Source organism: Vagococcus proximus, from assembly GCF_029143285.1.
Lineage (GTDB): Bacteria > Bacillota > Bacilli > Lactobacillales > Vagococcaceae > Vagococcus_D > Vagococcus_D proximus.
In genome coordinates this window covers 47,617-74,055 of the sequence record NZ_JAPDSH010000009.1, presented here as the reverse complement: position 1 = coordinate 74,055, position 26,439 = coordinate 47,617, and the positions used below count along the sequence as shown (strand labels likewise).

Annotated in this window: 23 protein-coding genes; 21 read left to right on the top strand and 2 right to left on the bottom strand. The window is 35.6% G+C overall.

The window, feature by feature from the left end; genetic code table 11:
- The coding region (locus tag OL233_RS10570) for a bacterial Ig-like domain-containing protein (RefSeq protein ID WP_275472274.1) at positions 1–3,037 on the top strand (3,037 nt) is incomplete at its 5' end.
- Positions 3,038–3,081: 44 nt separating this feature from the next.
- Here OL233_RS10570 and OL233_RS10565 read toward each other — a convergent pair.
- Positions 3,082–3,648: an NADPH-dependent FMN reductase gene (locus OL233_RS10565; protein ID WP_275472273.1), complete on the bottom strand. Its 567-nt coding sequence runs from the start codon at positions 3,646–3,648 to the stop codon at positions 3,082–3,084.
- Entirely contained in the window at positions 3,648–4,730 is a 1,083-nt protein-coding gene (locus tag OL233_RS10560) for an LLM class flavin-dependent oxidoreductase (RefSeq protein WP_275472272.1), read from the bottom strand. The genes OL233_RS10565 and OL233_RS10560 overlap by 1 nt, the downstream gene beginning before the upstream one ends.
- Positions 4,731–4,916: 186 nt before the next feature.
- Between OL233_RS10560 and OL233_RS10555 the strand changes: the two genes are divergently transcribed.
- The 20 genes from OL233_RS10555 (at position 4,917) to OL233_RS10460 (ending at position 26,432) form a co-directional block, all read left to right on the top strand.
- Entirely contained in the window at positions 4,917–5,363 is a 447-nt protein-coding gene (locus tag OL233_RS10555; RefSeq protein ID WP_275472271.1) for a MarR family winged helix-turn-helix transcriptional regulator, read from the top strand.
- Positions 5,356–6,765, top strand: coding sequence for an MDR family MFS transporter (locus OL233_RS10550; protein WP_275472270.1), 1,410 nt, complete (start codon positions 5,356–5,358; stop codon positions 6,763–6,765). The genes OL233_RS10555 and OL233_RS10550 overlap by 8 nt, the downstream gene beginning before the upstream one ends.
- A 118-nt stretch (positions 6,766–6,883) precedes the next feature.
- A complete protein-coding gene (locus OL233_RS10545) occupies positions 6,884–7,144 on the top strand; it encodes a hypothetical protein (protein ID WP_275472269.1) in 261 nt (86 codons plus the stop codon).
- A 15-nt stretch (positions 7,145–7,159) separates the two neighbouring features.
- Complete coding sequence (locus OL233_RS10540; RefSeq protein WP_275472268.1) at positions 7,160–8,089, top strand: LacI family DNA-binding transcriptional regulator; 930 nt, start codon at positions 7,160–7,162, stop codon at positions 8,087–8,089.
- Between the two features lie 80 nt (positions 8,090–8,169).
- On the top strand, positions 8,170–8,523 hold the full coding sequence (locus OL233_RS10535) for a DUF2200 domain-containing protein (RefSeq protein WP_275472267.1): 354 nt from the start codon (positions 8,170–8,172) through the stop codon (positions 8,521–8,523).
- Positions 8,524–8,724: 201 nt separating this feature from the next.
- Complete coding sequence (locus OL233_RS10530; RefSeq protein ID WP_275472266.1) at positions 8,725–9,297, top strand: hypothetical protein; 573 nt, start codon at positions 8,725–8,727, stop codon at positions 9,295–9,297.
- A 16-nt stretch (positions 9,298–9,313) separates the two neighbouring features.
- Entirely contained in the window at positions 9,314–9,526 is a 213-nt protein-coding gene (locus OL233_RS10525; protein WP_275472265.1) for a helix-turn-helix domain-containing protein, read from the top strand.
- A 103-nt stretch (positions 9,527–9,629) separates the two neighbouring features.
- Positions 9,630–10,517, top strand: a complete 888-nt coding sequence (locus OL233_RS10520) for a D-alanyl-D-alanine carboxypeptidase family protein (protein WP_275472264.1) — start codon at positions 9,630–9,632, stop codon at positions 10,515–10,517.
- A gap of 109 nt (positions 10,518–10,626) precedes the next feature.
- Entirely contained in the window at positions 10,627–11,355 is a 729-nt protein-coding gene (locus tag OL233_RS10515) for a MerR family transcriptional regulator (protein WP_275472263.1), read from the top strand.
- On the top strand, positions 11,348–11,917 hold the full coding sequence (locus OL233_RS10510; protein WP_275472262.1) for a GNAT family N-acetyltransferase: 570 nt from the start codon (positions 11,348–11,350) through the stop codon (positions 11,915–11,917). The genes OL233_RS10515 and OL233_RS10510 overlap by 8 nt, the downstream gene beginning before the upstream one ends.
- Positions 11,918–12,907, top strand: a complete 990-nt coding sequence (locus OL233_RS10505; protein WP_275472261.1) for an alpha/beta hydrolase family protein — start codon at positions 11,918–11,920, stop codon at positions 12,905–12,907.
- A 128-nt stretch (positions 12,908–13,035) separates the two neighbouring features.
- A complete protein-coding gene (locus OL233_RS10500) occupies positions 13,036–13,596 on the top strand; it encodes an NADPH-dependent FMN reductase (RefSeq protein ID WP_275472260.1) in 561 nt (186 codons plus the stop codon).
- 15 nt (positions 13,597–13,611) lie between these two features.
- Positions 13,612–14,151: a GNAT family N-acetyltransferase gene (locus OL233_RS10495; RefSeq protein WP_275472259.1), complete on the top strand. Its 540-nt coding sequence runs from the start codon at positions 13,612–13,614 to the stop codon at positions 14,149–14,151.
- 119 nt (positions 14,152–14,270) lie between these two features.
- On the top strand, positions 14,271–17,396 hold the full coding sequence (locus OL233_RS10490; protein ID WP_275472258.1) for a hypothetical protein: 3,126 nt from the start codon (positions 14,271–14,273) through the stop codon (positions 17,394–17,396).
- Between the two features lie 387 nt (positions 17,397–17,783).
- Positions 17,784–19,109, top strand: a complete 1,326-nt coding sequence (brnQ, locus tag OL233_RS10485) for a branched-chain amino acid transport system II carrier protein (protein ID WP_275472257.1) — start codon at positions 17,784–17,786, stop codon at positions 19,107–19,109.
- A gap of 167 nt (positions 19,110–19,276) precedes the next feature.
- Positions 19,277–20,443: an amidohydrolase gene (locus OL233_RS10480; RefSeq protein ID WP_275472277.1), complete on the top strand. Its 1,167-nt coding sequence runs from the start codon at positions 19,277–19,279 to the stop codon at positions 20,441–20,443.
- 163 nt (positions 20,444–20,606) lie between these two features.
- The gene (locus OL233_RS10475) at positions 20,607–21,653 is read left to right on the top strand and encodes a PTS sugar transporter subunit IIC (RefSeq protein WP_275472256.1); all 1,047 of its coding nucleotides are present in this window, start codon (positions 20,607–20,609) and stop codon (positions 21,651–21,653) included.
- 48 nt (positions 21,654–21,701) lie between these two features.
- Entirely contained in the window at positions 21,702–22,166 is a 465-nt protein-coding gene (locus tag OL233_RS10470; RefSeq protein WP_275472255.1) for a GNAT family N-acetyltransferase, read from the top strand.
- A gap of 164 nt (positions 22,167–22,330) precedes the next feature.
- Entirely contained in the window at positions 22,331–23,515 is a 1,185-nt protein-coding gene (locus tag OL233_RS10465) for a multidrug effflux MFS transporter (protein WP_275472254.1), read from the top strand.
- A 208-nt stretch (positions 23,516–23,723) separates the two neighbouring features.
- A complete protein-coding gene (locus OL233_RS10460; protein ID WP_275472253.1) occupies positions 23,724–26,432 on the top strand; it encodes a glycoside hydrolase family 3 protein in 2,709 nt (902 codons plus the stop codon).
- Positions 26,433–26,439: the final 7 nt, after the last annotated feature.

Genomic DNA, 26,439 nt, shown 5'->3' with positions numbered 1-26,439 from the left:
TAAAACAAGTGTGGAAGCGGAAAACTCAACAATTGTAGTAGACAGTAAGTGGGAAGCGAAAGATAACTTTATTAAAGCCACAGATAAACTTGGAAAAGAAGTTAAATTAGAAGATGTAAAAGTAACTGGAAAAGTAAACACATCAAAAGTTGGTAAATACGATGTAACATACGAATACGGTGGCATGAAAACTGTCGTTACAGTCACAGTCGTAGAAAAACCAGAACGCCCAGAAGTATGGCCAGGTGAAGAAATTAATAAACTTAGTATTGAAGTTTGTAGTTCAACAATTGTCGAAGGAAGCGAGTGGCATGCAGAAGATAACTTTGTTCAAGCGACAGACAAACTAGGTAAAACTATTTCCTTTGATCAAGTCAAAGTGACTGGTAGTGTAGATACTTCAAAATTAGGAGAGTATCAAGTGTCTTACACATATGAAGGAATGACAGTTACGGCAACAATCACTGTAGTGGCTAAACCAGAACGTCCGGAAGTATGGCCAGGTGAGGAAATTAATTTGACAAGTATTGAAGCGAAACCTTCGACAATTACTGTTGGAAGTACTTGGAAAGCAGAAGATAATTTTATTAAACGGACTGACAAATTAGGTAAAGAAGTTGCATTTTCTGAAGTAAAAGTTATCGGAACAGTAGATACTTCAAAAATTGGTGAGTATGATATAACTTATGAATACGAAGGAGTCTCTACAGTTATCACGGTGACAGTAGTAGAAGAGCCAGAGCGTCCAGAAGTGTGGCCAGGTGAAGAGGTTAATCTGACAAGCATTGAGGCAGCGAACTCAACAATTGTTGTAGGAAGCGAGTGGCATGCAAAGGATAATTTTGTTCAAGCGACAGATAAATTAGGTAACGACGTTTCGTTGGATAAAGTTAAAGTGAACGGGATGGTAGATACTTCCAAAACAGGAGAGTACCAAATTAGCTATAGCTACGAAGGTATGAGCATTCGTGTAACAGTAACGGTAGTAGAAAAACCAGAACGTCCAGAAGTATGGCCAGGTGAAGAGATTAATCTGACAAGTATTAATGTTCAAAACAGTATGGTAACAGTTGGAACAGCTTGGGAAGCAAAAGATAACTTTGTGAGTGCAACAGATAAGCAGGGTAAACCAGTTGGTATAGGCGCGGTCAATGTTTCGGGCGAAGTTGATACCTCAAAAGTAGGCGATTATTACGTTACTTACACTCATGGAGGAATGAGTATTAGTGCGATTGTAACGGTAGTTGAAGTACCGGAACGTCCAGAAGTATGGCCAGGTGAAGAAATTAATCAAACGAGTCTACTGGTTCAAAATTCAACACTGACAGTTGGAAGTGAATGGACAGGTAAAGATAATTTTATTCAAGCTACGGATCGCTTAGGTAATCCAATAGGTTTTGACCAAATTAAGGTTGAAGGAACAGTTGATACAACTCAATCAGGTGAGTATCAAGTCACTTATAGAAATCAAAACGTGATAGCAATCGCTACAATAACAGTAGTAGAAAAACCAGAACGCCCAGAAGTATGGCCAGGTGAAGAGGTTGATTATTCTGATATTAATGTTCAAAATTCAACACTAGCAGTTGGGACAGCTTGGGAAGCGAAGGATAACTTTGTGAGTGCAACAGATAAGCAAGGTCAAGCAGTTGAGTTTTCTCAGGTTAAGGTTGATGGACAAGTAGACACAACTAAAGTTGGAGAATATCAGGTTGCTTATTCATATGCGAATCAAGTCGCGACTGCTACAATAACGGTAGTAGAAAAACCAGAACGTCCAGAAGTATGGCCAGGTGAAGAAATAAATAAAACAAGTTTACAAGTGAAGAGTTCTACAGTTTTAAAAGGCTCAAATTGGCAAGCTAGTGACAACTTTATTTTAGCTACGGATAAGTTAGGCGAGCAACTTGATTTTTCTGAAATTCAAGTTACTGGCAATGTAGATACATCAAAACTTGGTGACTATCAGGTTACTTATACTTACCAAGGAGTAAGTGCTACCGTAACAATTACAGTGGCAGATAAACCAGAGCGTCCAGAGGTGTGGCCAGGTGAAGAGGGGAATTTATCTAGTCTACACGTGAAAGGCTCAACTCTTGTAATTGGAAGTGAGTGGGAAGCGAAAGATAATTTTGTTAAAGCAACCGATAAAAAAGGTCAAGATATCAATTTTGAAAAAGTTAATGTAGTAGGTGAGGTTGATACATCGAAAACTGGAAGTTATGACGTTACTTATAGTTTTGATGGTATGTCAACAACAGTGACGATTGTTGTTGTAGAAAAACCAGAACGTCCAGAAGTATGGCCAGGTGAAGAGGTAAATAAAACGAGCCTACAAGTTCGAAATTTAGTCTTAGAAATTGGAAGTAAGTGGGAAGCAAAGGATAACTTTATTAAAGCTACAGACAAACTAGGCAAAGATGTATTATTTAAAGATGTGACTGTATTAGGTGAAGTAGATACTTCAAAAGTTGGTGAGTATGAACTTACATATAGTTACGGTGGTCTAAAAGCAACAGTGATTGTTATGGTTATAGATAAAGAAGATCAAGACAAAGACAAAGATAAAGAGCAAGACAAAGATAAAGACAAAGATAAAGACAAAGATAAAGAGCAAGACAAAGATAAAGACAAAGATAAAGACAAAGACAAAGACAAAGATAAAGATAAAGATAAAGATAAAGAGCAAGACAATAGCGAAGGGAAAAATCAAAATAATGATCAAAACGGAGACAAAAATAAAGGTCTCGGTTTAGGAAGTAATAATGGAAATAACAAAGGCGTACCGCAAATAGGAACAACTAATAGAACATTGGGAGGTGGCGTAACGAATAGAGCTAATTCAACAAGAGAAGTTCCAGGAAATGATGTAAGAACACAGTTACAAAAAAAATTAGGAACAACTCTTCCAGCTACTAATAAAGCCATTAGTCAAAAAGGCTTGCCACAAACAAGTGAAAAAAATGAGCCATGGTTGGTTCTATTAGGTGGAATGTTGTTGAGTTTAGTTTTCTTATTTAGAAATAAAAAGAAATAGTAAGAGTTAAAAAAGGACCCATCTACTAGATGGGTCCTTTTGTTTTAAAAGCCATAAGAGTCTTCTTGCTCTTGCCAAGCAGCTTGGTAGGTTTTAGCTAGGACAAGACTGTCTTCTGCTAACTTGTGTAGTCGTCTTGTAACGTCATCATTAGTAATGGTTTGTTGATAAAAATTAATATCTTCAATAAAAACATAGTTAGAAACAAGAGTTCCTTTCATATAATGGATAATTGGTTTTAATTGTGTTTCAGCGACTAAAAAGTGCTTTGGAGAGCCTGCTGTCATTACAATCCCTACAATTTTTCTATCGAGAGCATTTTGAGGGAGTAAATCAAAAATATTTTTTAGTGTGGCTGGAATAGAAGCTTGAAAAGTAGGCGACCCGATTAAAATAATATCAGCTGCCATAAGTTCAGCTGTGACAAAACCAGCATCTCCTGGATAATCAAGATAGTTGCGTCCATCACTAAAGGGTAAATCGTAGTCTTTTAAATCTAAAAGTACTAAGTCATGGTCAGGTGCTGTTAGTTTTAAGTGGTCGTATAAATAAGTCATAGCTGTTTTGGTTTTCGTTCCGACGGTTGAGCCAGAGAGTAATACAATTTTCATTAAGACGTCACTTCTTTCTTTGTATATTTCTTAATTGCAGGAACAATTTCATTTCCTAAAAGTTCGATATTCTTCATAATTTTATCAAAGGGAACACCACCAAAATCTAATTGTGCAATGTAACGTTGATTATTAAATACTTCATGTTGATAAAGTATTTTTTCAATAATTTGTTGAGGAGAGCCAACATTGATAATACTTTCTCTCTCTTTGCCATGAGCAAAAGCAGGCTTTGGAAATCCTTGTCCATTAGCTAAAGTTAGACCTTGATTAACATGAGGGTAGTATTCTTTAAAAGCATCTTGACTATCTTCTGAAGCGTAGAAGAAACCTCCAGTTGCAACGGTTAACTCTTCAGGTTTAAAGCCAGCGTGTTCACCAGCTTGGCGGTAGTAATCAAGTGTTGGTATAAATGAAGAAGCCGGACCACCTAAGTGTGCTAAATATAGCGGGACACCAGCTCGTCCTGCGTTCATCGCGCTGGTAGGTGTGCCACCAACAGCACGCCAGATAGGCAAATGAGCATTTTGAGGACGAGGAATAATCTGAGCATCGGTTAATGATTTTCTAAACTCGCCATTCCAAGTTACAGACTCTTCTTGATTGATTTTTAAAAGCAAGTTAAATTTTTCTTCAAATAATGCTTCGTAATCAGCTAAATCATACCCTAGTAAATCGAACAATCCAACGCGTGAGGCCCGACCTGCTACTAATTCCATGCGACCGCCTGACAATAAATCAAGAGTTGAAAAATCTTCAAAAACTCTTACAGGGTCAGAGGTACTTAACATTGTTGCAGAACTGGATAATTTTATGTTAGTCGTTACTGCTGCAATGTTGGCTAAAATAATACTATGAGCTTGGGATACAAAATGTTTTTGATGACTTTCGCCTAATGCAAAAACATCTAAACCTGCTTGTTCAGCTAGGACTGCCATTTCTTTAATTTCATTTAAACGTTGTTGTGGGCTAATTAATTGTTTAGTGTGAGGATTAGGCATGTGATCGCCAAGAGTGTAGATACCTAGTTCTAATCCTTTTGTCTCATCAATGTGTGGAGACGTTATAAAGTTGTTTGTCATAAGGAACAGTCCTTTCTTTCATAAACACTTAAACAAGTTGTTTAAGATAACCCTAGTATACACAACTTACTTTTAGTAAGCAACTAATTTGTTCGGTTTTTAAGTTGGAAAGAAAGTTGCTAATAGTTAGGTACCTAAGTATAATGGGTAAGTAACTTTATATAAGTAGGGAAGAAGGAAGAAAACATGCTATATCGTGACGAGGAAGTTGTTGAGTTGTTTTTTGAGGTTACTAAATTGAACCGTCAACAATCAGATAAGAAATTTGGAAATATGAATCCTTTTAGGGGGCAGTATCGTTGTTTACTAGTATTAGAAAGAAAAGGTCAACTAACATCGAAAGAATTAAGTCAAGAGTTGGGGATTAAACCCTCATCGGTGAGTGAATTAATAGGAAAAATGAGTGAGAAAGGGTGGGTGGCCTCACATTCGTCTGAAAAAGATAAGCGTGTGATGTTTATTACGCTCACTGAAGCAGGGAAAGAAGAAGCAACAAGTATAGCGAAGAAACGAGCAGCTGTTCATGCGGATATGGTCAGCTCGCTTACTGAGCAAGAAAAAGTAGCTTTTGCAGGGTCTCTTCAAAAGATTAAAAGCTATTATCTAAATGGAGGTGAAGAAGCTAATGGCTAATGCTATTCCAGTTAATGATAAGAAACGAACACTGATTTTTATTAATATTGTCATTACTTGTATTGCGTTGACAATGTTGTCGACGGCCTTGACTACGGCTTTGCCGGCGATAATTAATGATTTAGATATTAGTGTGACAACGGGGCAATGGCTAACTAGTGCATATGCCTTAACGATGGGGATCGTGATGCCGTTATCTGCCTTTCTAATCACAAGATTTCCAACCAAAAAATTATATGTGACATCGTTAATTATTGCTTTGGCTGGTTTGTTATTATGTGCCGTTTCAGTGACTTTTCCGATGATGATGATGGCTCGGATATTACAGGCGATCGGAAATGGTTTACTGACGTCTATGGCTCAAGTCATTCTCTTGACTATTTACCCTCCTGAAAGACGAGGCTCTATTATGGGATGGTACGGTTTATCATTAAGCGCAGCACCTGTCATTGCACCAACATTAGCAGGGATGATAGTTGATAGATGGAACTGGCAAGCTATATTTTATTTATCAAGTGTTATTATCATACTGTCATTACTATGGGCAGTGATCGTTTTTGAAGATGTGCTCGCAACGAAATCACAACAATTTGATGTGGCTTCTTTTCTATTAAGTGCTTTATCTTTTGGTGGTGTGACGTTAGCTATTGGAAATATCGGGCAGTACGCTTTTTTCAGTATTCATATCTTTGGCTTGTTGAGTGTAGGAATTGTGGCTACCATTTTATTTGTTTACCGCCAATTTAGCCGACCTGAACCATTTTTAGATTTACGCATTTTAAAAAATCGGTCATATGCACTTAGTGTTATTGGAAGTATGGTTTTATATTTAGTCATGATGGCTTCAACGATGTTATTGCCATTATATGTTCAATCTATCATGGGAAAATCGGCAACACTATCAGGTCTAATCGTTTTGCCAGGCTCTCTTGTCATGGCATTTATTAGTCCTTTTGCAGGACGTTTATATGACAAAGTAGGGATTAGGTTGTTATTTATTGTAGGGGCTGCCATGATGGTTGCTAGTAATTTGGGCATGGTTTTCCTAACTCCGGAGACCTCTATTTGGGTGGCTGGCTTTTATAACGCGACACGCTGTATTGCGATAGGGTGTCTAATGATGCCGCTTGTAACGTGGGGGACAAGTCAAGTTAGTCCAGATTTAACCGCACATGCGACGGCACTTTTAACCTCACTTAGAACAGTTGCTGGTGCAATTGGGACAGCTGTTTTTGTTGGAATTATGACGACCGTTAGTCACTCTTCTGTTAAGACATATGGTGAGAATGCTTCGTTACATGGCCTTAATGTAGCCTTTTTCTGGATGACGGTTGTAAGTGTTAGTTTACTAGTTATGGGTACATTTTTTGTCAAAGCACCCAAACCACTAAGTGACGATTAAATCAAAAGTTTATCATTTCGGTGATAAGCTTTTTTATTTTTCTAAAATTAGCCCTTGCTATGAAACGAGTTTCATACTTTATACTAAAGCCAAGATCAAGTGAAAGAGGGTATGAGAGATGAATACTTATATGAAAGTTAATAACCAGTTTTACAATGCAACGTTCCATTTTTCAAATAATTGTTTGCGTGTGATGACTTATCTAGGCGTGTTTAAACGTGATATTAGCATTCTAGATTGTCGAGAGATTTATTATGTAACCTCTACACCAGTATTTGGTGGTAAACAAATTCGTTTTGTTTATGAAAATAAACCCTATATCTTGTATACTCAAGGAGAAGGTATGGCAGAATATATTGAAACACAATTGGGTATTTAAAAGTGGGGGACAGGTATGGCGACGATTCGTGATATTGCAAAACTAACTGGCTATTCTATTACAACCATTTCTAGAGTGATTAATCATCATCCTTATGTTACGAAAGAAAAACGTGATGAGATTTTAGCGGTTATGAAAGAGTTAGATTATGTGCCTAATCGCACGGCTCAAAATTTGAGCACAGGCAAAACACAACATATTGGTGTATTGATTCCGTTTACGAATCATCCTTATTATGATCAGTTACTTTTAGGCATCACAAAAGCTGCTTTTGAAAAAGGTTATCGTGTGACGTTATTGCCTACAGATTATGATGCTAGTCTTGAGAAAGAGTATTTAGAAGAACTTGCAGCAAAATCTTTTGATGGGTTGATTGTGACGACACGTGCGAATACATTAGATAAATTTATTCCCTATTTAGATGAAGGGCGAATTGTTTTTTGTGAAGACTCACCTGATGTTTCTGTGGGGTGTGTGTATACGGATTTAGAAGGGGCGATTCGGGAGATGATTACGTCTTTGCAAGCTAAAGGATTAAAGAAAATCGGGTTGACGTTAGGACGAAGCAAACGATTAAGTTACAATTCACGTTTGATTTTGGAGTTGTGTGAGACATTGATTCCAGAATTTTCAAAAGAGTGGATTAAGTGGGATTGTATTCATGCGAGTGAAGGAGTCGAAGCGGCACGTTATTTTGAAGCATTAGGTGTAGATGCTGTTTTATCAAATGGTGATGAGGTAGGCGCTACTATTTTACAGTATTATAAAAAACAAGGAAAACAACCTCCTCTTGTGATAGGGCGAGATAATTTGCTAATTAGTGAGGTCCTTAATTTCTCAACGGTTAATCATTACTTAGAAGAATGTGGTGAAACGGCCTTTAGACTTTTTTATGAAGACAGTAAAGAGAAGATTAAATTACCTTATGATTTAATATGGCGATAAAAAAGTTATGAGGCAAAATTATTTAAATGTATGTTTTTTCAAGGTAAACTGGTGGTAATAGACAATGAGGAGGCGTTAGGATGAGTGAGCCTAAAATTTTTAAGATGTCAGTTGCTAGTGTTTATCCCCTTTATTTAAAAAAAGTGGAGAAGAAAGAACGGACGAAAACAGAGCTTGATCAGGTTATCTTGTGGCTAACAGGCTACACAGAATCAGAACTATATCATCAACTTGAAAAAGAAGTCGATTTTAAAACTTTTTTTGAAGAAGCGCCACAGCTTAACCCTAATGTAAGCCTAATAAAAGGTGTGATTTGTGGGTACCGAGTTGAGGATATTGAAGACCCTTTGATGAAGAAGATACGTTATATGGATAAGCTGGTTGATGAATTAGCTAAAGGAAGAAAAATGGAAAAAATCTTGCGAGAAAGTTAGATTTTAAGATAAGAGTAAGGTGAAAGAAGAGGAAAGAAGCATTCCGATCCAATGTTAGAAGAGCCTAAAGCGTATTATAAGTCATTAGTAAACTTTATAGACTAACCAAAAGACCACAATGTTGTGGTCTTTTTTTATGTATTGGCGTAGGGTAAATCAAGGTGTAAGATAAGTTCATATCAAGTTAGGGAGTGGAAAGAGATGGATTATTCAGCATTAGGTAAAGGGTTAAAGAAAGTTGTGAATAGTATAGGTGGAATTTCGTTATTTTTAATGGCAGTGGCAGGTCTTTTAACAGGACTGTCGCTAACGAATACAAGTGTTAGAGAGAGTTTTAGTAGTAATAAAGAATTTGATTTGTTAAATTTAACCATAAAAGGTGACCATTTATTAGATGAATCAACGGTGCTAGAACATTTGAAGATAGAATTAGTTCTGATTATTGTGGCAATAATTGGCGTGTTAGGTTTTCTTTATTTTATTAATGGTTTGATTAATGCTGCGTCTAATAGTGGGCTATTTTCAAAAGGATTTTTAAATTATTTTAGAGGATTTATTTTATTTTCAATCGTGATATCATTAATTGTTACTATTATTTCAACAGTTTCTGATAATATTGTATTAGCAGACGTTAGTCGTTTTTCTAATGAGCTTGTTTTAAAATCTAAAATAGATTATATTTCAATTATCTGTGAGTTAATTATTTTGTTAGTCTTGCATTATGCGATTCGAAAAGGAATAGAAATTAAAACAGAACAAGAACTAACCATTTAAATGAGGAGATGCTACTGTGATTAAGGTTAATTTAAATATTGTCATGGCTCAAAGGGGAATGTCCTCAAATGAGTTAGCCGAAAAAATAGGTATAACACCGGCAAATTTATCTGTTTTAAAAACAGGTAAAGCAAAAGCTGTTAAATTTTCAACGTTAGAAAAAATTTGTGAGGCACTGAATTGTCAGCCAGGAGATATCTTAGAATATTGTAATGAAAAGTCTCTATAAAGGGGCTTTTTTTGTGAATTAAGATAACCTTAACTAAATCATCAGAAAGTCTATATAAACTCGTCCTTCATTTTTGTTTTAATAGAAGGAGGAGGCGAATACAATGAAAAAATGCTGGAAAGTACTAATTGGGGTATTGTTAGTAGGTTTAGGTATTGGCTATTATTTAGTTTCAACGGATCAGTTGACCCAAGAATTGTCTAATAAAAAAGTGAAAATGACCAATGGGAATAAAATAAAATTAAACAGTCAGCAGGCGCTTTTGATGAGCGTGACGGGTGATATTTTATTAGATAAGGGAAAAGATAAAAGGATTAAGCCTGCTTCGTTAGCTAAGATGATGACGGCTATTCTTGCTATTGAATTAGCAGAACAGCACGATCAAGATTTGAATAATCCTGTTCTGGTTACAGGTGAGGGGAATGACCGGCTTTTAACTGAAGGCGCTTCGGTCGCTGGTTTTTTACCAAATGTCTATGTGACAGTTGAAGAAATGCTGTACGGGTTAATGTTACCATCAGGGGCTGATGCAGCAATAGCACTGGCTATCACAACAGCAGGTTCAGAAGAAGTGTTCACAGATTTGATGAATGAAAAAGCTGCCTCCTTAAAAATGACGGACACTCATTTTACTAATAGTTATGGAACAGAAGAGGCTAACCAATATTCAACCTTATCGGATTTAGCGAAGCTATTATTATATAGTTTAAAAAATGAGACGTTTAGAAAAGTAGTGACAACAGATTATTATCAGGATGAAACCTATTCCTTTACTAGTTCTTTATTTAGTAAATTTGGAGATCCACAGCTTAAGAACGGGCGCATGTTAGGTGGGAAAACAGGCTATACAGATGAAGCTGGCCTATGTTTAGCAACACTTGCTGAGGTTAAAGGGCAAGAATATATCTTGATTACTGTTGGAGCAAGAGGGGATCATACAACAGAACAATTTAATATGACAGATGCACGAACAGTTTATGATTCTTTATAAAGTTACTCCTGCTAAAAACTCTCCCAAATAATTGGGAGAGTTTTTTTTTACAAAAAGATTGACCTTTGTGTAAGCCAAGGGTTTATACTTCTAAGTAGAGGTGATAGAAGTGAAAGTAAAATTAATAACCATATCAGAGTTGGCAAAATTATTTGGTACGACTCACCATAGCATAAGACATTATGAAGAAAAGGGTTTGCTATTACCAGCTGAAATTGGTAAGAATGGGTATCGAAAGTACGGTATGTCAGAAGCCTATGAGCTATCTTTTATTTTATTTATGAGGGAGCTAGGTTTGTCAGTGAAAGAGATCAAAGAATGTATGGATGATAGTTCTGAGATAACTTATTCAGATAGACTTCAAAATAAAAAAAGTGATATTAGAGATGAGATCACACGATTAACTCAATTAGAAGAAAAAATTGATGAACAACTCGTGTTAACAGAAGAGGTATTACAACAAGACTATATCATAGAGCAGCCTGTCTATTTAAATGTTATTAAATCATTAGAATTAGAGGAACCAATGGATCTTTCTGTATTAGAGGAATTTGAGAAACCTGCAGATTTTATGATGGATAAAGTGTATTATATCGTCCGAGAGAAGTCCTATGATATTTGTGTTGAAACGCCAGAAATAACAGAGACGGTTATTCCAAAAGGCATTTACTCTTACGAAAGAATAACAGCTGAAACTGTAGAAGAGTGCGATGATAAATTAGAGACATTCCTAATGGCATCGGAGCTCCCTGTCATTATAATAGAAGACAATAGTCGTTTCTTGTCAGTAGGTAAACAACTCACTTTAAAAGTATTGGATATGACTTATAATGATTAGAATTAAAAAAATAGAGGCGTTAGGTGAAAAGGAGATCCGCTTGATTTTTGAAGCCTTTATAAGTAAGTGGAGCAGAATGATTAGACCTTGTCATTTCCAACAGTTTTACCAATTATATATGGAACTCGATCAGACTGAACAGGTCTATGGCGTATTTGTTCAAGATAAATTAGCGGGAGTGTTTGGTTTAAGTGGTTCTTTTGTAGAGCCTATACAAAAGAGAAAAAAATCGTTTGGCCTAAAAAATTGGCGGTGGTATTTGGGAATAAAAATGCTGGAAGAATCAATTCCCCCTAATGACTGTTACTTGTCATTCATTGCCATTGCAAAAAAATATAGAGGAAAAGGAATTGGCCATAGGTGTTTAGCCTTTATTGAAGAATTTGCTGTGGAGCAGCCAGAGATAACAACCGTTTCCTTGATGGTAGCAGTTGATAATAAAAAGGCAGTCGCCTTGTATAAAAATAAAGGATTCAAAGTGATAAAACAACTCGATTCTTGGTTAACAAGAGGTTTTCTAGGAGAGAGAAGCTGGTTGAAAATGATTAAGGAGTTGGATTAGATGAAGAAATTAATAGTAGGGTGTATAACGGTTAGTTTAATTTTAATTGGTGTGGTGTTATACCAAAATAACTTTGATATGAAAATAGAGGATGAGTTAATTCAAATGAAAGAGGGCAAACTTCAATTAGAATATGCCTTGCCTCAGAATAAAACGAAAGAAAAACCAGGTATTGTTTTTTTTATACACGGAGATGGTCCAACGACTAAAAATGCGGATGAAGGGTATTATCCAGCATGGGAAGTTTTAGCAAAAGAGAATTATATCAGTGTAAGCTGGGACAAAAGAGGAGTTGGGAATTCTGAGGGAGACTGGTTAAGTCAAACTATGGTTGATCGTGAAAAAGAAGCGAATGAGGTTATTGAATGGGCTTTAACTCATTTTGATGTAGATAAGGAAAAAGTGGGCGTATGGGGCGCTAGCCAAGGTGGTTGGGTTATTCCGAAAGTATTGAACGATAATAATAAGGTGACATTTGCTATAGGAGTAGCCCCAGCTGTTAATTGGTTAAGACAAGGGAAGTACAATACAATTGCTGCAATGACAGAGGAAGGGAAGACTAAAGCTGAAATTGACACGACATTGAAAAAGGAAGCAGCAATCAATAAATTTTTAGAAAAAGACGATTATGAAGGCTATTTGGAAAGTAAGCTTGATGATGAGCCACTATCTAAGGAGAGATGGAATTTTATTATCAAAAACATGAGTCTTGATGCGACAAACGATTTAAAAAAAATAACAAAACCGTATTATTTAATAATAGGCGATTCAGATATCAATGTTGATGTATCTGAAACCGAATTGATTTATAAGGAGGAGCTTCCCCGTGATATTTTAACGGTTCATCACGTGGAAAACGGAACGCACCAAATGTTAAAGAAACGGCATCAGAACACTCATACAGGGACAGTTTTAGAAGCTATATGGAATCCTCGTCAGATTTTTTCTCCTGATTATTTTAAGGCATTAAAAGAAAGTTTGCCAAATTAACAGGTTATTCTTTTACAAAATGATCATTATTTGTTTAAATTAAAGTACAAAGAGAAACATGATAGTCGATTGACTGAAACAGGAACATGCTTCTTTTTTAATTTAAAACTCAGAGGAGAGTGGAAACAATGGCAAACAGAAAAATTGGTGTTATCGTAGGTAGTTTAAGAAAAGGATCTTATAATCGTCAGATTGCAACAAAATTAATGAGCCTATTTCCATCCGAGTACCAAGTAGAGATGATTGAGATTGGTAACTTACCTCTTTATAATGAAGATTTAGATACACCGGGAAATGTTCCACAAGCCTGGACTGATTTTAGAGAAAAAGTAGCGGAAAAAGAAGGGTTCTTATTTGTAACACCTGAGTATAACCGTTCGATGCCTGCTGCTATGAAAAATGCATTAGATGTTGCGTCACGACCATTTGGTGAAAATGCTTGGGGCGGTAAACCTGCTGCAGTTGTGAGTGGCTCAATTGGTGCAACTGGTGGGTTTGGAGCACATCATCATTTACGTCAAACATTAGTTGTGCTAGGTGTAACAGCTGCGCCTCAACCAGAAGTTTACTTAGGAAATGTAACCTCATTTATTAATGAAGATGGTACCATCACTAAAGAAGATACGGTTGCATTTTTCCAAGGTATTATAGATGGCTTTGTGTTATTTACAGAACAGTTTTATAAATAGAGAAGAGGTTAAACCATGAGACTAGAAACAGAGCGCTTGCTTCTTCGACCGTTTGATTCCAGTGACGCTACTTCATTATATAAGTACGCAAGCAACCCTAAGATTGGTCCACAAGCGGGCTGGCCAGCTCATACGAGTGTAGAAGAGAGTCGTGAGATTATTCAAACTGTTTTAACTGGAGAATTGATTTTTGCGATTGTTTATAAAGATAATCCAGATGAAGTCATTGGCTGTATTGATTTAAATATCGGAAAACGTGACTTTATGTCAGACGCTGAAGGTGAGATTGGTTACTGGATAGCCGAAGCGTATTGGGGCAAAGAATTGGTACCAGAAACTGTTCGTGCAGTGTTAAATCAAGGTTTTGATATCATCGGATTAGATTATATCTGGTGTGCGGCTTTTACGGATAATTTGAATTCTAAACGTGTGCAAGAAAAAATAGGGTTTAAGTATATAAAGACGCTAGAAGATGTTGAATTTAAGTTAATAAACCAAACTAAGACGGAAGACTTAACAAGATTAAGTCGTTCAGAATGGCGTGCTATACGTTAATATCAGAAAACTACGCTTTTAGGGTAGTTTTTTTTTTGTATAAAATAATTTATAAATAAAAATTATTCTTTTTTTTATAGTATACTTAAAAAATACTAATGGACAGACTATGTCTAAATATGAAAGGACGAATTATGGAGCATGATGAACGATTAAAAGCAATTGAAGACCGTCTCAGTGTTATTGAGCTGGATATAAAGAAATTGTTTAAAAGTACTAAAACTGGAGAGTTGAGTCAAGTAGAAGGACCTCTAAAAGAGCCAACTATCATACCAGAAAACTCTGTAAGAAAACAAGCACTTCAAAGAATTGAAAAACTAAAAAAAGAAGCAGAAGTCATCAGTGCTAATAAACCTAGTTCAGATGAAAAGAAAATTCATGAGGAGATAAGGAAGGTAGTCCCTAAAAAAGATACCAGACAAAAAGAAGCTCCATTATGGGAAAATGATAGCTTTGATTCAGCGTTGCTAAAAAATCTTAGAGTAAGTCAAGAGCCTGTAAAAGAAAAACAAAATAAACAGGATTTAAAGGAGCAAAAAGCTGTTTTTTCTAGTCAATCGACTGAGGAGCCTAATTTAAAAGTAAAACCCGTTACCAAAAACTGGTTTACAATTGAAAAAGCATTACCAGTTGGTTTTATGGCAATGATTGTATTGGGGTTAGTTTGGATATTAAGAGTTGTTAACGCAACAGGCTTAATTTCTAATGGCGTCAAATTAGGGTTCTTTTATATTCTTAGTATTGTACTTCATGGTGTGACTGAGAAAAAAATCAAGAATAAAAAGTTAATTCAAAATCTATTGTATGGCCTTGTTTTTACAATCGGGATATTAACAACATTTGTAGGAGTACTCGGTTATAAGAATCTGCCCATGGGGATAGGAATAGGCGTAGTATTTTGTTATTTAGCTTATGGTTATGCTATGAGTTATCGGGAAAAGTTTCAACCGTTATCTATTTTTATTGCGCTAAGTGCGCTACTATTACCATACTTATTAGCAAATATTGAGGTATCACCAGTTCTAATTTATCTGTATATTTTGATGATTTATGCCGTAACAACTGCTCTAACTTTAAAGCACCAGCAAATGGTAGCAGATACTGTTAAAACTATTTTTTCAGTATTATCAGTTGTTATTTTATTAATAAATTACCCAGGAGGAGCGTTAATAGGTCGTTTACTATTAGGTTTGTTTTTAATTTCAACACTCGCTTATTGGCCCTATTTTAAAGAAAAAAAAACAACAACAGGTTTTATTTTTTCACAAGCAGTGATCTTTATGTTATTTTGTGGAACTTCTTATAGAGTGTTAGAGTGTTTGATTTTGGCAGGTGTTCTGCTGTTAGTCTATTATTATTATAGACAATCCAAACGTATGGCATTTGAAATCTCAAGTGGTGTTGGGACTTTATTGGCCATTCATTTGGTAATGGATGGACCTTTAACTGCCGTTTTAGCTGTAATTCTGGGCCTATATATCGCGATGCGTTTTGAAATAATGACAACATTTTTCCTGACTTTATTGGCTTATACAGGAAATCTTATCAAGTATATTGTTTTTCCTTCGGGACAATTGTTACTTATTCAGTTTGCCTTTGCAATCGGGTCATTATTATTAGTAGTAGCCTATTATTATCATTTGCAACAAGGTAAATTAGTTTGGGCAAAGGAACGTGTTACTTTCAAAAGTTTTGAATGGTCAACACTTCATCATGAGTTATTATTAAAAGGATTGCCTGCCTATCTATTACTTGTATTCTATCGAGTATTTAGTCAAGTGAACTTTGGTTATGTAATAGAGCCGCTATTATTCTGGAGTGCTAGCTTAGTTATTATGTCGCTTAGTATAAAAATAGTTGAACGTATAGATACAGCGCCAGTACTGTTAGTATTATGGATAATAAATATACGATACTTCTTCCTAATTAGTACGTGGGACACGGCATTAGTTTCGTCTCTAGTTATTTTGAATGTTACAGTAGCAGGGTGTCTAATGTATCAGAGAAAAGTACCTAGTGGTTTTGTTAAGAGACAAGAAATTCTCGACATAATTCTTTTCTTTATGGGAATGTTTTCTCTTATTAATATAATTGAACGGACGATTGGACCTCTTAGACTATCAACAGTTAACTTAAAATCTGATAGTATAGTATTAACATTATTACCTTTATTCTGTTGGACAGGTGTGCTAGTAGGTCTAGCATATGGTGTTACTAAACTAGGGTTGAAACGTTTATTGAGTGTTATTCTATTAACAATTATGTCTCTAGACGGTTTAATGTTATGGGTTGAATCAGGTCTGACACAATGGCAATATCTAGCGTATATTTTAGTGGTTGTATATGCTTTAGTCGTAGCATTTAACAATGGTTTAAGAAAGACATTTTGGCTTTCGATTCTACTATATATGATTCTTACAATGAGACAAATTTATAATTATTATGAGTTTGACAATGGAAGCTTGCAACTAATAGTATCCGTATTGAGCGGTATTCTTATATATATGTTATATCGAAGTAAGAAATCAGAACCTTCAAAAGTAGCCTTTATTTCAGGGATTTTAACTCCTTATAATTGGTTAATTTTAGGGGCGATATGGTGGATTAGTTTATATCAACTGCTTTATAATTTTGTAAGTAATTATTCAATCGTTTATAGTTTAGGTGCGATTTTGACAATAATAGCATTAGTTGTGAAGTCAACTCGATTTAAAAAAGTCCGTTCCTATTTCTTATTCGCGCAACTTTATGCGTGTGTGATGGGATTATATGTAGCAGTGACGTCGGTGAAAGACTTCGGAGAACCTCCAATGGGAAGTGTTATTTTAATGTTTTTACTTTTAGCAATTACCGTTATTTATTCATTCCAATTAGATAAAGGTGAGTGGGTAAAATCAGAAAAATATATGAACCGAGAACGTCAATTAATCTTACTCTATGCTATCGATCTAGTACTTATTAGACAGGTTTTAACTCATTCAGTTTCGAGTGCAGATGGAATAGTGTCCCCTCTTGTTCCTATGATCGGGTTAATTGTTTATGCAAGCATTAGTGCGATCATTGCTACAACAAAGAGTTATAAAAAATATCAAATGATTAGTTTTATTGTTTTAATTTTATTATTGTTGTATCTAGTATTTGTAACCTTCGCTTATATCCCAACTATTATTAAAGGTTTGATCACAATTGGGATTGGTATACTAGGATTTGGTTTATCAATGAAAGTAACTAAGACGGATAAATAATAAAACGAATCCTTGACTCTATTGGTGTTTAGCGCTTACAATAAGATGACTCAAAGAAATAGAAAAATAAATAGGATTGTGAATACAATCAATTGGCCGATAATCAAGGAAGTCGCAAGGTTTTGCAAAACCAACTTTTAAAAAGGATAGACCCTTTTTACGGTAGATTGATCAGAGTACATACCTAAGTTGTTAGTGTAACTAGACTTGAGGCACCGGATTATTTGTCCGGTGCCTCTTTTTCGTTTGGTAAAAGAAGTAATGCGCATTAAACAATTATGTGATTTCAACTGACATATCCTTTATGCAAATTAATCGTTGATAAACAGTTTTCAACCATGAGTTACAAGAGTTGAAGACTGTTTTTTTTAGAGAAGGAGATAATTTATGTCTAAGAAGTTACCATTTTCATATGTATTAGTTTTAGGTATGATGCTATTCGCCATGTTTTTTGGAGCTGGTAATTTAATTTTTCCAGCAATATTAGGACAAGAAGCAGGAACAAATGTTGTGACAGTCATGACAGGATTTGTCTTAACAGGAATATTTTTACCGTTAGCTTCTGTTTTAACATTGGTTTACAGTGGGAAAAATGATGTGGAGGAATTGGCCGCCAGAGTGTCTCCAGGATTCGGTATCATTTTTGCTGTTGTGATGTACTTATCTATCGGACCCTTTTTCGCCATGCCACGTACTGGGACGGTTGCTTTTGAGATTGGAATCAAACCCTTCAGCACGCAATTAGGAGAATCAACAACCTTGTTCCTATTTACCTTAATCTTTTTCAGTATAGCTTGTGTGCTATCTTTAGCTCCAGGTAAGGTTGTTGATGTGGTCGGGAAGTATTTAACACCGGTAAAAATTCTATTAATCACCTTGTTAGTGGCTGTCGCGGTACTTTACCCTATGGGACCTATTCAAGCTCCAACTTCTGCTTTTGAAACAGGTGTCTTTGGTAAAGGATTTAAAGAAGGATACTTAACCGTGGATGGGATTGCGGCTTTTGCTTTTGCTCCTATCATAGTGAGTGGGGTTCGAGCCAGAGGAACAACCAGTCTTAAACATGTTTCTTCTGCTATGAGCAAAGCGTCCGTTATCACAGGAGCCTTATTATTGATCATGTATGGTGCTTTGTCGTATATGAGTGCCACGAGTGTTAATGTAATCGGCTATCAGTCAAATGGTGGTGAAGTTTTAGCGAAAGTTTGTAATTATTACTTTGGATTATATGGCAGTATTATTCTGGCAGCTATCATTACTGTGGCTTGTATGACAACAGCTATTGGTTTAGTATCATCATGTGCGTTATATTTTAATAAAATTTTACCAAAAATCAGCTATAAAAAATTTGTTGTCTTCTTTTCATTATTCAGTTTCGGAGTATCAAATTTAGGATTGACAAGTTTAATAAAAATTTCAGCTCCTGTATTAAATGGCATTTATCCCGTAGCGATTTGTTTGGTTGTTCTAATTATGGCGGACAAATTATTTCATGGTAAGAAGCGTGTTTATCAGGTAGCGATCCTATTTTCTGCAGTAGTTGGTTTATTCGATGGTCTTAAATCAGCTAACATATCATTTTTTGGACTATCTGATAAATTAGATGCACTCTTGCCTTTATCATCGATTAGTTTAGGATTTGTTGTTCCGGCTATTATTGGCGGAATGCTTGGGTATATCTGGAGTCGTGTGGAAGAAAAAAATAGAAGTTGATAGTGGGAACTGTTATTTTATAAAAAACAAGAAATCCTAACTTGCTAATGGTTAAAATCTATTTTAAACTTGAGTAGAACTAATCGTTCGTTTAATAAACGATTATATAGGGAAGTTTAAAAGGAGCGTGACCTAAGGTGGAAGCATTGAGAAAAGAACTACTTGAGATGTTAGAGTCAAAAGAGCAAGAGATGATTGAGATTAGACGTCATTTACACGAGAATCCTGAATTGTCATTTGAAGAAACTGAGACAGCCAAATTCATTAAAAACTTTTATGAAGGAAAAGATTGCACCGTAACAACTGATATTGGTGGTCAACACGGTATTCTTGTAGATATTGAAGGGGGGCTACCAGGAGATACATTAGCCATTCGTGCTGATTTTGATGCTCTTCCTATTCACGAAGAAGCTGATGTCCCTTTTCGTTCTAAAGTAGACGGTGTCATGCATGCGTGTGGCCATGATGCTCACACAGCTTATATGTTAGTGTTAGCAGAGTGTTTGATTACTGTTAAAGACCGCTTAAAAGGAACTGTTAGAATTATCCATCAGCCAGCAGAAGAAGTGCCACCCGGTGGAGCCATTACGATGGTTAAAGAAGGCTGCCTAGAAGGTGTGTCACATGTCTTTGGTATTCATGTTATTAGTACGATGCCAACAGGTATTATTGCGTATCACGCAGGTTCTGTTCATACAGGACGTGCGACATTTAAGATTAAGATTCAAGGTAAAGGTGGTCATGGAGCTGTTCCTCATGAAGCAAAGGATAGTATCTTAGCAGGAGCAGAGTTTGTGACAAGTATCCAAAAAATTGTCAGTCGTAAAATTAACCCGATGGATACCGTCACTGTAACAATTGGCTCATTTGATGGAAGAGGAACGGCTAATATCATTAAGGATTCTGTTGTTTTAGAAGGTGATATTCGCATGTTAAAAGAGGAGTCACGTGAGGTTGTTGAGCAAGAGTTTAGACGTATTCTTGAAGGGGTTTGTTTAGCCAATGATATGACGTATGAGTTGGATTATCAAAATGATTATAAAGTTTGTGTAAACGATGAAGCGACAACGATGAGTATTGTCACAGCACTTACGGAAGCGAATTTACAGGAAGTTTCTTCTATTGTAGATTGTGGGGCTCAAAGTCCTTCAGAAGATTTTGCTTATTATGCTGCAAAACGTCCAAGTTGTTTCTTTTTTGTAGGCGCACATGAACCAGGAACAGAAGCTTATGGTCATCATCATCCTAAGTTTAGAATTGATGAGAAAAGTTTATTAATCTCATCAAAAGCAATGGCAGTCTCTGTTTTAAATTATATGGAAAAAGGCGTTTAGAAAAAGAGCCAGTTTATCTAGCTCTTTTTTTGTTGTGTTGTTGCAAGACGGTTTAAGGTCGCTTAAACTAGGTATAGGACTATTATCTCTGTTGGTGACGAAATTTTGGAATAAGAAAGTAATCAAATGAACGTTGACTTGTACTCTGAAAGGAGCAATAAGAATGACAGACACATCTAAATTAGGCTTTAAGGAATCATTTTTTTATGTATTAAATGGAACAGCAACAGGGATAGTCGTAGGATTAATACCAAATGCAGTATTAGGAGAGGTTTTTAAGGCGTTTGATGGTCGATTTTTTGAAATAGCTTATCAAGTCGTATACTCATTGCAATTTGCAACAGCGGCGGCAATTGGTGTCTTGGTAGCTGTCAATTTTGGATTTAATACGATGCAAGCGGCAACGGTAGGAACCGCTTGTTTTGTAGGGTCAGGTGCCGTTACGTTTAAAGATGGGATTTGGTCCGGTGGTGGAATTGGTGATTTAATCAATGTCATGATTACTGCTGGAATAGCTTGTTGGATTATATTAAAAATAAAAGATAGGATAGGATCATTCAATGCAATTGGAATGCCGATTTTTGGTGGGGCATTGCCTGCTTTTATTGGTGTGTTGTTGCTGCCTTATGTTAGTTTGATTTCTAAAACTATCGGAGATATTATTAATAGCTTTACATTATTAGAACCGATGGCGATGAGTATTTTAATCTCGATCGCTTTTTCACTCATTATTGTATCACCGATTTCAACAGCTGCAATCGGTATAGCAATTGGATTAGATGGCTTGTCGGCAGGTGCCGCAGCGATTGGTGTGACTGCGTGTACGGCTATTTTATTAATTTCATCTGTTAAGGTTAATAAAATTGGAACCACACTAGCTATCTTATTTGGCGCAATGAAAATGATGTTACCTAATCTTGTAAGAAATCCCATTATGTTAGTACCTGTCGTGGCGACTGGTGCAATTAGTGGAGTAGTCGCTTCGCTTTTAAATATCCAAGGAATACCGTCTAGTGCCGGGTTTGGTTTAGTAGGGTTAGTGGGACCAATTCATGCTTTTCAATTAGTTCAGGGAAGCTTCGGAGTGGCTTTACTTCACGTCGTTATTGCCTTTATAATCGTACCGTTCGGTGTAGGATTTATTATGGATTATATTTGTAGAGTAGGGTTAAAGTTATATACAGTTGATATTTTTAAATATGAAGAGTAAGAAGAAATAATAGAATGAGTTGGACGTTTTAAATTGAGGTGATTAAAAGTGGAAATCAGAGTCTATCAAGAATCAGATTGCGAAGAAACCATACAGCTATTTAGAGAAACTGTGGTGGCTATCACTAGTAAAGATTATACAGCTTCTCAAATCTCCGTATGGGCTGGTGACAGGAAAATAATTGAGCCTACTAAATGGAACCAATCCTTGTTAGCTAATCAAAGTATTGTAATGATGGAGAAGAATCAATTAGTCGGGTTTGCCGATATGGCATCGTCTGGTTATCTAGACCGATTATACGTGCATAAAGAGTATCAGGGGATGGGAATCGCAAGAAAGTTAGTGCAAGAATTAGAGGGACTGGTGAAAAGTGATCGTTATTCAACACACGCTTCGATAACGGCTCGTCCTTTCTTTGAACGAATGGGATATAGGGTCGTTAAAGAGAATGATGTTAGACTAGACAATGAAGTATTGCGTAATTACATAATGGAGAAAGAAATTATAAGATAATTCTTTTAATGTTGCTTATTTGTACAGTGTCCGTTATAATAAAATTTAATATTAACGAAAGGGGTGAGATGATGACTACTTATGAATGGATAAAAGTCATGATACCACCGTTTCCCTGTAAAGGATGTTTTTTCCTCAGATTACAATAATTAGGAGTTTAAACAATGAGAAAAAACATCAAAAAACAACCAGGAGTTCTATTACTAATTTGTTTAGTAGGATTTCCTCAAATCAGTGAAACAATTTTTACACCTTCTTTACCGCAAATCGCTAGCGCTTATGACGTGAGTATGAGTACAGCTCAGCTAACGTTAAGTGTTTACTTTTTAGCTTTTGCTTTTGGCGTCTTTGCGTGGGGATGGTTATCAGATAGTATTGGTCGCAGAAAAGCGATGAATTATGGAATTTTAATGTATGGTGTAGGGAGCTTGATGTGTTATTTATCAGGTTCAATCACAGGATTATTAGTGGCACGTTTTATTCAAGCGTTCGGTGCGAGTACAGGTTCAATTACCACTCAAACAATTTTACGTGAAAGTTATGAAGGCAATGAACGTCATCAATTATTCGCTAAAATTTCTGCAGCTTTAGCTTTTACACCTGCAATTGGTCCGCTTATTGGTGGATTTGTAGGACAATCACAAGGGTACCGTGCGGTATTCTTTACGTTAGTTTTAATGAGTGTAGGTATCTTTATTTATAGTTATTTATCGCTTCCTGAAACATTTATACCAAGTGAAACTAAGCAAAAAGTATCAATTTTAGAGGTAGGAAAACGTCTTATTACTAATCCGAGAGTGATGACATTTGGGATTATTATCGGTGGGATAAACGGGTTGTTATTCAGTTATTATGCTGAAGCACCATTTGTCTTTATCGAGAAATTTGGTATGTCCCAATCAAAATACGGTTTTCTAGGTATTGTTATAGCACTTGCAACGGTACTAGGTTCATTATTATCTAAGCAGTTACTAGGTCGATTTAAACCAGAGAAAATTATTCGTCTTGGTTTATCAGTTGCTTTGTTAGGTGCTATCGTATTATTAGGTGTAAGCTATCTATTTAGTGATGTCCCTTTAGTACAAATGATTGCTTATATTATGAGTGTCTTTATAATGCTTGTTGGTACGGGTATTGCCTTACCAAACTGTTTAAGTTTAGCACTTGTCGATTTTAAAGATGTAGTGGGAACAGCTGGGGCATTATTTAGCTTAGGTTACTATTTATTAGTAAGTGCGTGTACATTTATGATGAGTGTCTTACATAATGGGTCACTGTTAACATTGCCATTATATTTTATAGTTTTACTTGTTGTTCAATTAGGACTAAGTAAGCGATATATTAAATAAAAAGTTGTAAAAGACAGTTGCCATAAGGCGGCTGTCTTTTTTTATTATATTGATTTGATTATTTCACAATAAAAAAACATACATTTTTGAGAGGATTTTGTCCGAAACTTCATCATTAATTGAACATGTTTTTAAAGAAAGCGCATACAAAATGTGGTATACTACTCCGTGTTATTATTTTATAGAGTCGCATTAAGGGGGAGTTTGGATGAGTTATTTTTCAAGAAAGAGACAATTAAAGTCAGAAATATTAGAGGAGGTAAAACGAGATAAAGTGCTTTTAGAAGGCTTATCCTCAGATGAAAAAAAAGCAAAGAAAAAAGAATTAAAAAGAGAACGCCAAGAGTTATTGAAAGGTTTAACGAAGCGGGAACGTAAGGAACAGAAAAAACGAAATAAGCTGTATAAAAAATTAAAAAATAGATCAGTTCGTTTTACTGTCTGGGGGCTAATAGGTGTTGCTCTAATTAGTTTAATAGTATCTGTAGGACCAACGGTTTCAGCTTTGGTAAATACAATGTCAGGTAAAGACTTAACTATTGATACCTCAACTAAAAAAGCAGCAGTGGCACGTGATGATGGAGAAAGAGTATCTGAGGAATTAGCTAATGAAGGGTTAGTATTATTAAAAAATGATGATAAGAATCTTCCATTAAAAGACAAAAAAGTAAATGTTTTTGGAGTATCATCATTTAATTTAGTATTTGGTGGTGGTGGTTCTGGATCATCTGATGTTTCTAGAGCGATTAGTTTATACCAAGGACTTGAGAATAGTGATATTGACTACAATAAAGAGTTATATGATTTTTATCAAAATAGTAGTTTTGTAAAAAAAGAAGGTAATGATGTTGGCTTAGTTCAAGTTGCTAAAGCTATGATTAGCCCACAAGGTCCGGATGAGCCAGAGATTGATTATTTGGATGACAAGACAATGAAACAAGCTGCAGATTACTCTGACCAAGCTATGATTGTCATTAATAGTGCTGGAGTAGAGGCTAAAGATTTAGAGGCGAATGAAATTAGCTTAACAGCTAATAAAAAAGAGTTGATTAAGAAAGTAAGTAAGTATTTTGATAATATTACATTAGTTGTAAATGCCGGTAATACATACGAGCTTGGTTTCATCGATGAGTTTGATGCGATAAAATCAGTAGTTTGGGTCGGCGTACCAGGGCCATTTGGAATGAATTCATTAGGTAAGGTTGTTGCCGGGGATTTAAATCCATCAGGACGTTTAGCTGATACTATGACTTATGATATTACTAATAATCCTGCTAGCAAAAACTTTGGTGATTATAAGTACGATAATAGTAAGATGGCGTTTATTAATTACCAAGAAAATATTTATATTGGGTATCGTTATTATGAAACAGCTTATGCTGATGATGAAGAAGCGTATCGCAAAGAAGTACAGTTCCCATATGGTTATGGTTTAAGTTATACAAATTTTGAATGGAAAGTGACTAAAAAATCATTTGATAAAGATAAAATGTCACTTGATGTGGAAGTGACGAATAAAGGCGAAAGTGCAGGTAAAGATGTCGTTGAATTATATTTCACAGCACCTTATAAAAAAGGTGGAATTGAAAAATCAGCTATCGAATTAGCAACATATGCGAAAACAAATGAGATTAAACCAGGTGAAAAAGAAACGGTCTCATTATCATTTGATACAAAAGACTTATCATCTTATGATATGACTAAAGGCGCATATGTTTTAGAAAAAGGAAATTATGATATTAAGTTAGCAAAAAATGTACATGAAATTGTAGAAACCTTACCGTATAAAGTGGATGAAACAGTCATCTACGATAAAGACGAAATAACGGGTGTAGCTTATAAAAATCGCTTTGAACATGCAGCAGGTGAAGAAAAACAATTATCCCGTGCGGATTTCAAAGGAACGTATCCTACCCCAGATGAGTTATCTTATACGGCACCGCAATATGTATTAGATGAAGAAAATAAAGAAATTACAGAAACAAAAGGTGATATACCGACAGTTGGTAAAGATAATGGTATTAAATTAGAAGAGCTAAAAGGGCTAGATTATGATGACCCTAAATGGGAAGAATTTTTAGACCAATTAACAGTAGAAGAGATGCAAGAATTGATAACAAATGGTGCGTATAAAACAGTTGCGATCGACCGACTAGGTGTTCCTAAGTCAGTCTTAATGGATAGTCCAGCTGGATTAAGTTTCTTCTTTAAAAAGGTAGAAGCTGCTGCTTATCCAGGTGAAGTTGTCATTGCTTCAACATGGAATGACGAGTTGGCTAAGAAAATGGGTGAAGCGGTCGGAAAAGAAGCTCGCGCTTATGGTGTACAAGGATGGTATGCTCCAGGTATGAACTTGCATCGTACAGCTTTAGGTGGACGAAACTTTGAATACTTCTCAGAAGACCCTGTTTTAACTGGTAACATTGCATCTTCAATGATTAAGGGTGCTCAAGATCAAGGTGTTATTGTCTTTATGAAACATTTTGTTTTAAATGACCAAGAAACAAATGCTCGTTCGGGTATTTATGTTTGGGTAAATGAACAAGCTATGAGAGAATTATACTTACGTCCATTCGAAATGGCGGTTAAAAAAGCAGATGTTCACGGTGTAATGTCTAGTTTCTCATTAGTAAATACGAAATGGTCAGGTGGAAACCCAGAGTTACTAAATGATGTTTTACGTGGCGAGTGGGGATTTGAAGGGGTAGTATCAACGGATGCAGTCTTTGGATTTATGGAAGCTCAGAAAGCAATTGTATCTGGTAATGATTTGATGTTAGATGTTATGAGTGTTGGTAAAAATAACAAGCGAATTGATAAAGCTCATAAAAAAGATCCAGTAGGTATTACACAAGGTTTAAGAACAAGTTCTCACCATATTCTACATACATTATTAAAAACATATTTATTTGAATAGAGGATGA

What these genes read in the sequence shown, in the direction of transcription:
- OL233_RS10520 (WP_275472264.1), top strand. Translation starts at nt 9,630, where the DNA reads ATGAAAAAATGCTGGAAAGTACTAATTGGGGTATTGTTAGTAGGTTTA.
- OL233_RS10540 (WP_275472268.1), top strand. Translation starts at nt 7,160, where the DNA reads ATGGCGACGATTCGTGATATTGCAAAACTAACTGGCTATTCTATTACA.
- OL233_RS10550 (WP_275472270.1), top strand. Translation starts at nt 5,356, where the DNA reads ATGGCTAATGCTATTCCAGTTAATGATAAGAAACGAACACTGATTTTT.
- OL233_RS10465 (WP_275472254.1), top strand. Translation starts at nt 22,331, where the DNA reads ATGAGAAAAAACATCAAAAAACAACCAGGAGTTCTATTACTAATTTGT.
- OL233_RS10510 (WP_275472262.1), top strand. Translation starts at nt 11,348, where the DNA reads ATGATTAGAATTAAAAAAATAGAGGCGTTAGGTGAAAAGGAGATCCGC.
- OL233_RS10545 (WP_275472269.1), top strand. Translation starts at nt 6,884, where the DNA reads ATGAATACTTATATGAAAGTTAATAACCAGTTTTACAATGCAACGTTC.
- OL233_RS10555 (WP_275472271.1), top strand. Translation starts at nt 4,917, where the DNA reads ATGCTATATCGTGACGAGGAAGTTGTTGAGTTGTTTTTTGAGGTTACT.
- OL233_RS10460 (WP_275472253.1), top strand. Translation starts at nt 23,724, where the DNA reads ATGAGTTATTTTTCAAGAAAGAGACAATTAAAGTCAGAAATATTAGAG.
- OL233_RS10500 (WP_275472260.1), top strand. Translation starts at nt 13,036, where the DNA reads ATGGCAAACAGAAAAATTGGTGTTATCGTAGGTAGTTTAAGAAAAGGA.
- OL233_RS10560 (WP_275472272.1), bottom strand. Translation starts at nt 4,730, where the DNA reads ATGACAAACAACTTTATAACGTCTCCACACATTGATGAGACAAAAGGA.
- brnQ (WP_275472257.1), top strand. Translation starts at nt 17,784, where the DNA reads ATGTCTAAGAAGTTACCATTTTCATATGTATTAGTTTTAGGTATGATG.
- OL233_RS10475 (WP_275472256.1), top strand. Translation starts at nt 20,607, where the DNA reads ATGACAGACACATCTAAATTAGGCTTTAAGGAATCATTTTTTTATGTA.
- OL233_RS10535 (WP_275472267.1), top strand. Translation starts at nt 8,170, where the DNA reads ATGAGTGAGCCTAAAATTTTTAAGATGTCAGTTGCTAGTGTTTATCCC.
- OL233_RS10480 (WP_275472277.1), top strand. Translation starts at nt 19,277, where the DNA reads ATGTTAGAGTCAAAAGAGCAAGAGATGATTGAGATTAGACGTCATTTA.
- OL233_RS10565 (WP_275472273.1), bottom strand. Translation starts at nt 3,648, where the DNA reads ATGAAAATTGTATTACTCTCTGGCTCAACCGTCGGAACGAAAACCAAA.
- OL233_RS10495 (WP_275472259.1), top strand. Translation starts at nt 13,612, where the DNA reads ATGAGACTAGAAACAGAGCGCTTGCTTCTTCGACCGTTTGATTCCAGT.
- OL233_RS10490 (WP_275472258.1), top strand. Translation starts at nt 14,271, where the DNA reads ATGAAAGGACGAATTATGGAGCATGATGAACGATTAAAAGCAATTGAA.
- OL233_RS10505 (WP_275472261.1), top strand. Translation starts at nt 11,918, where the DNA reads ATGAAGAAATTAATAGTAGGGTGTATAACGGTTAGTTTAATTTTAATT.
- OL233_RS10530 (WP_275472266.1), top strand. Translation starts at nt 8,725, where the DNA reads ATGGATTATTCAGCATTAGGTAAAGGGTTAAAGAAAGTTGTGAATAGT.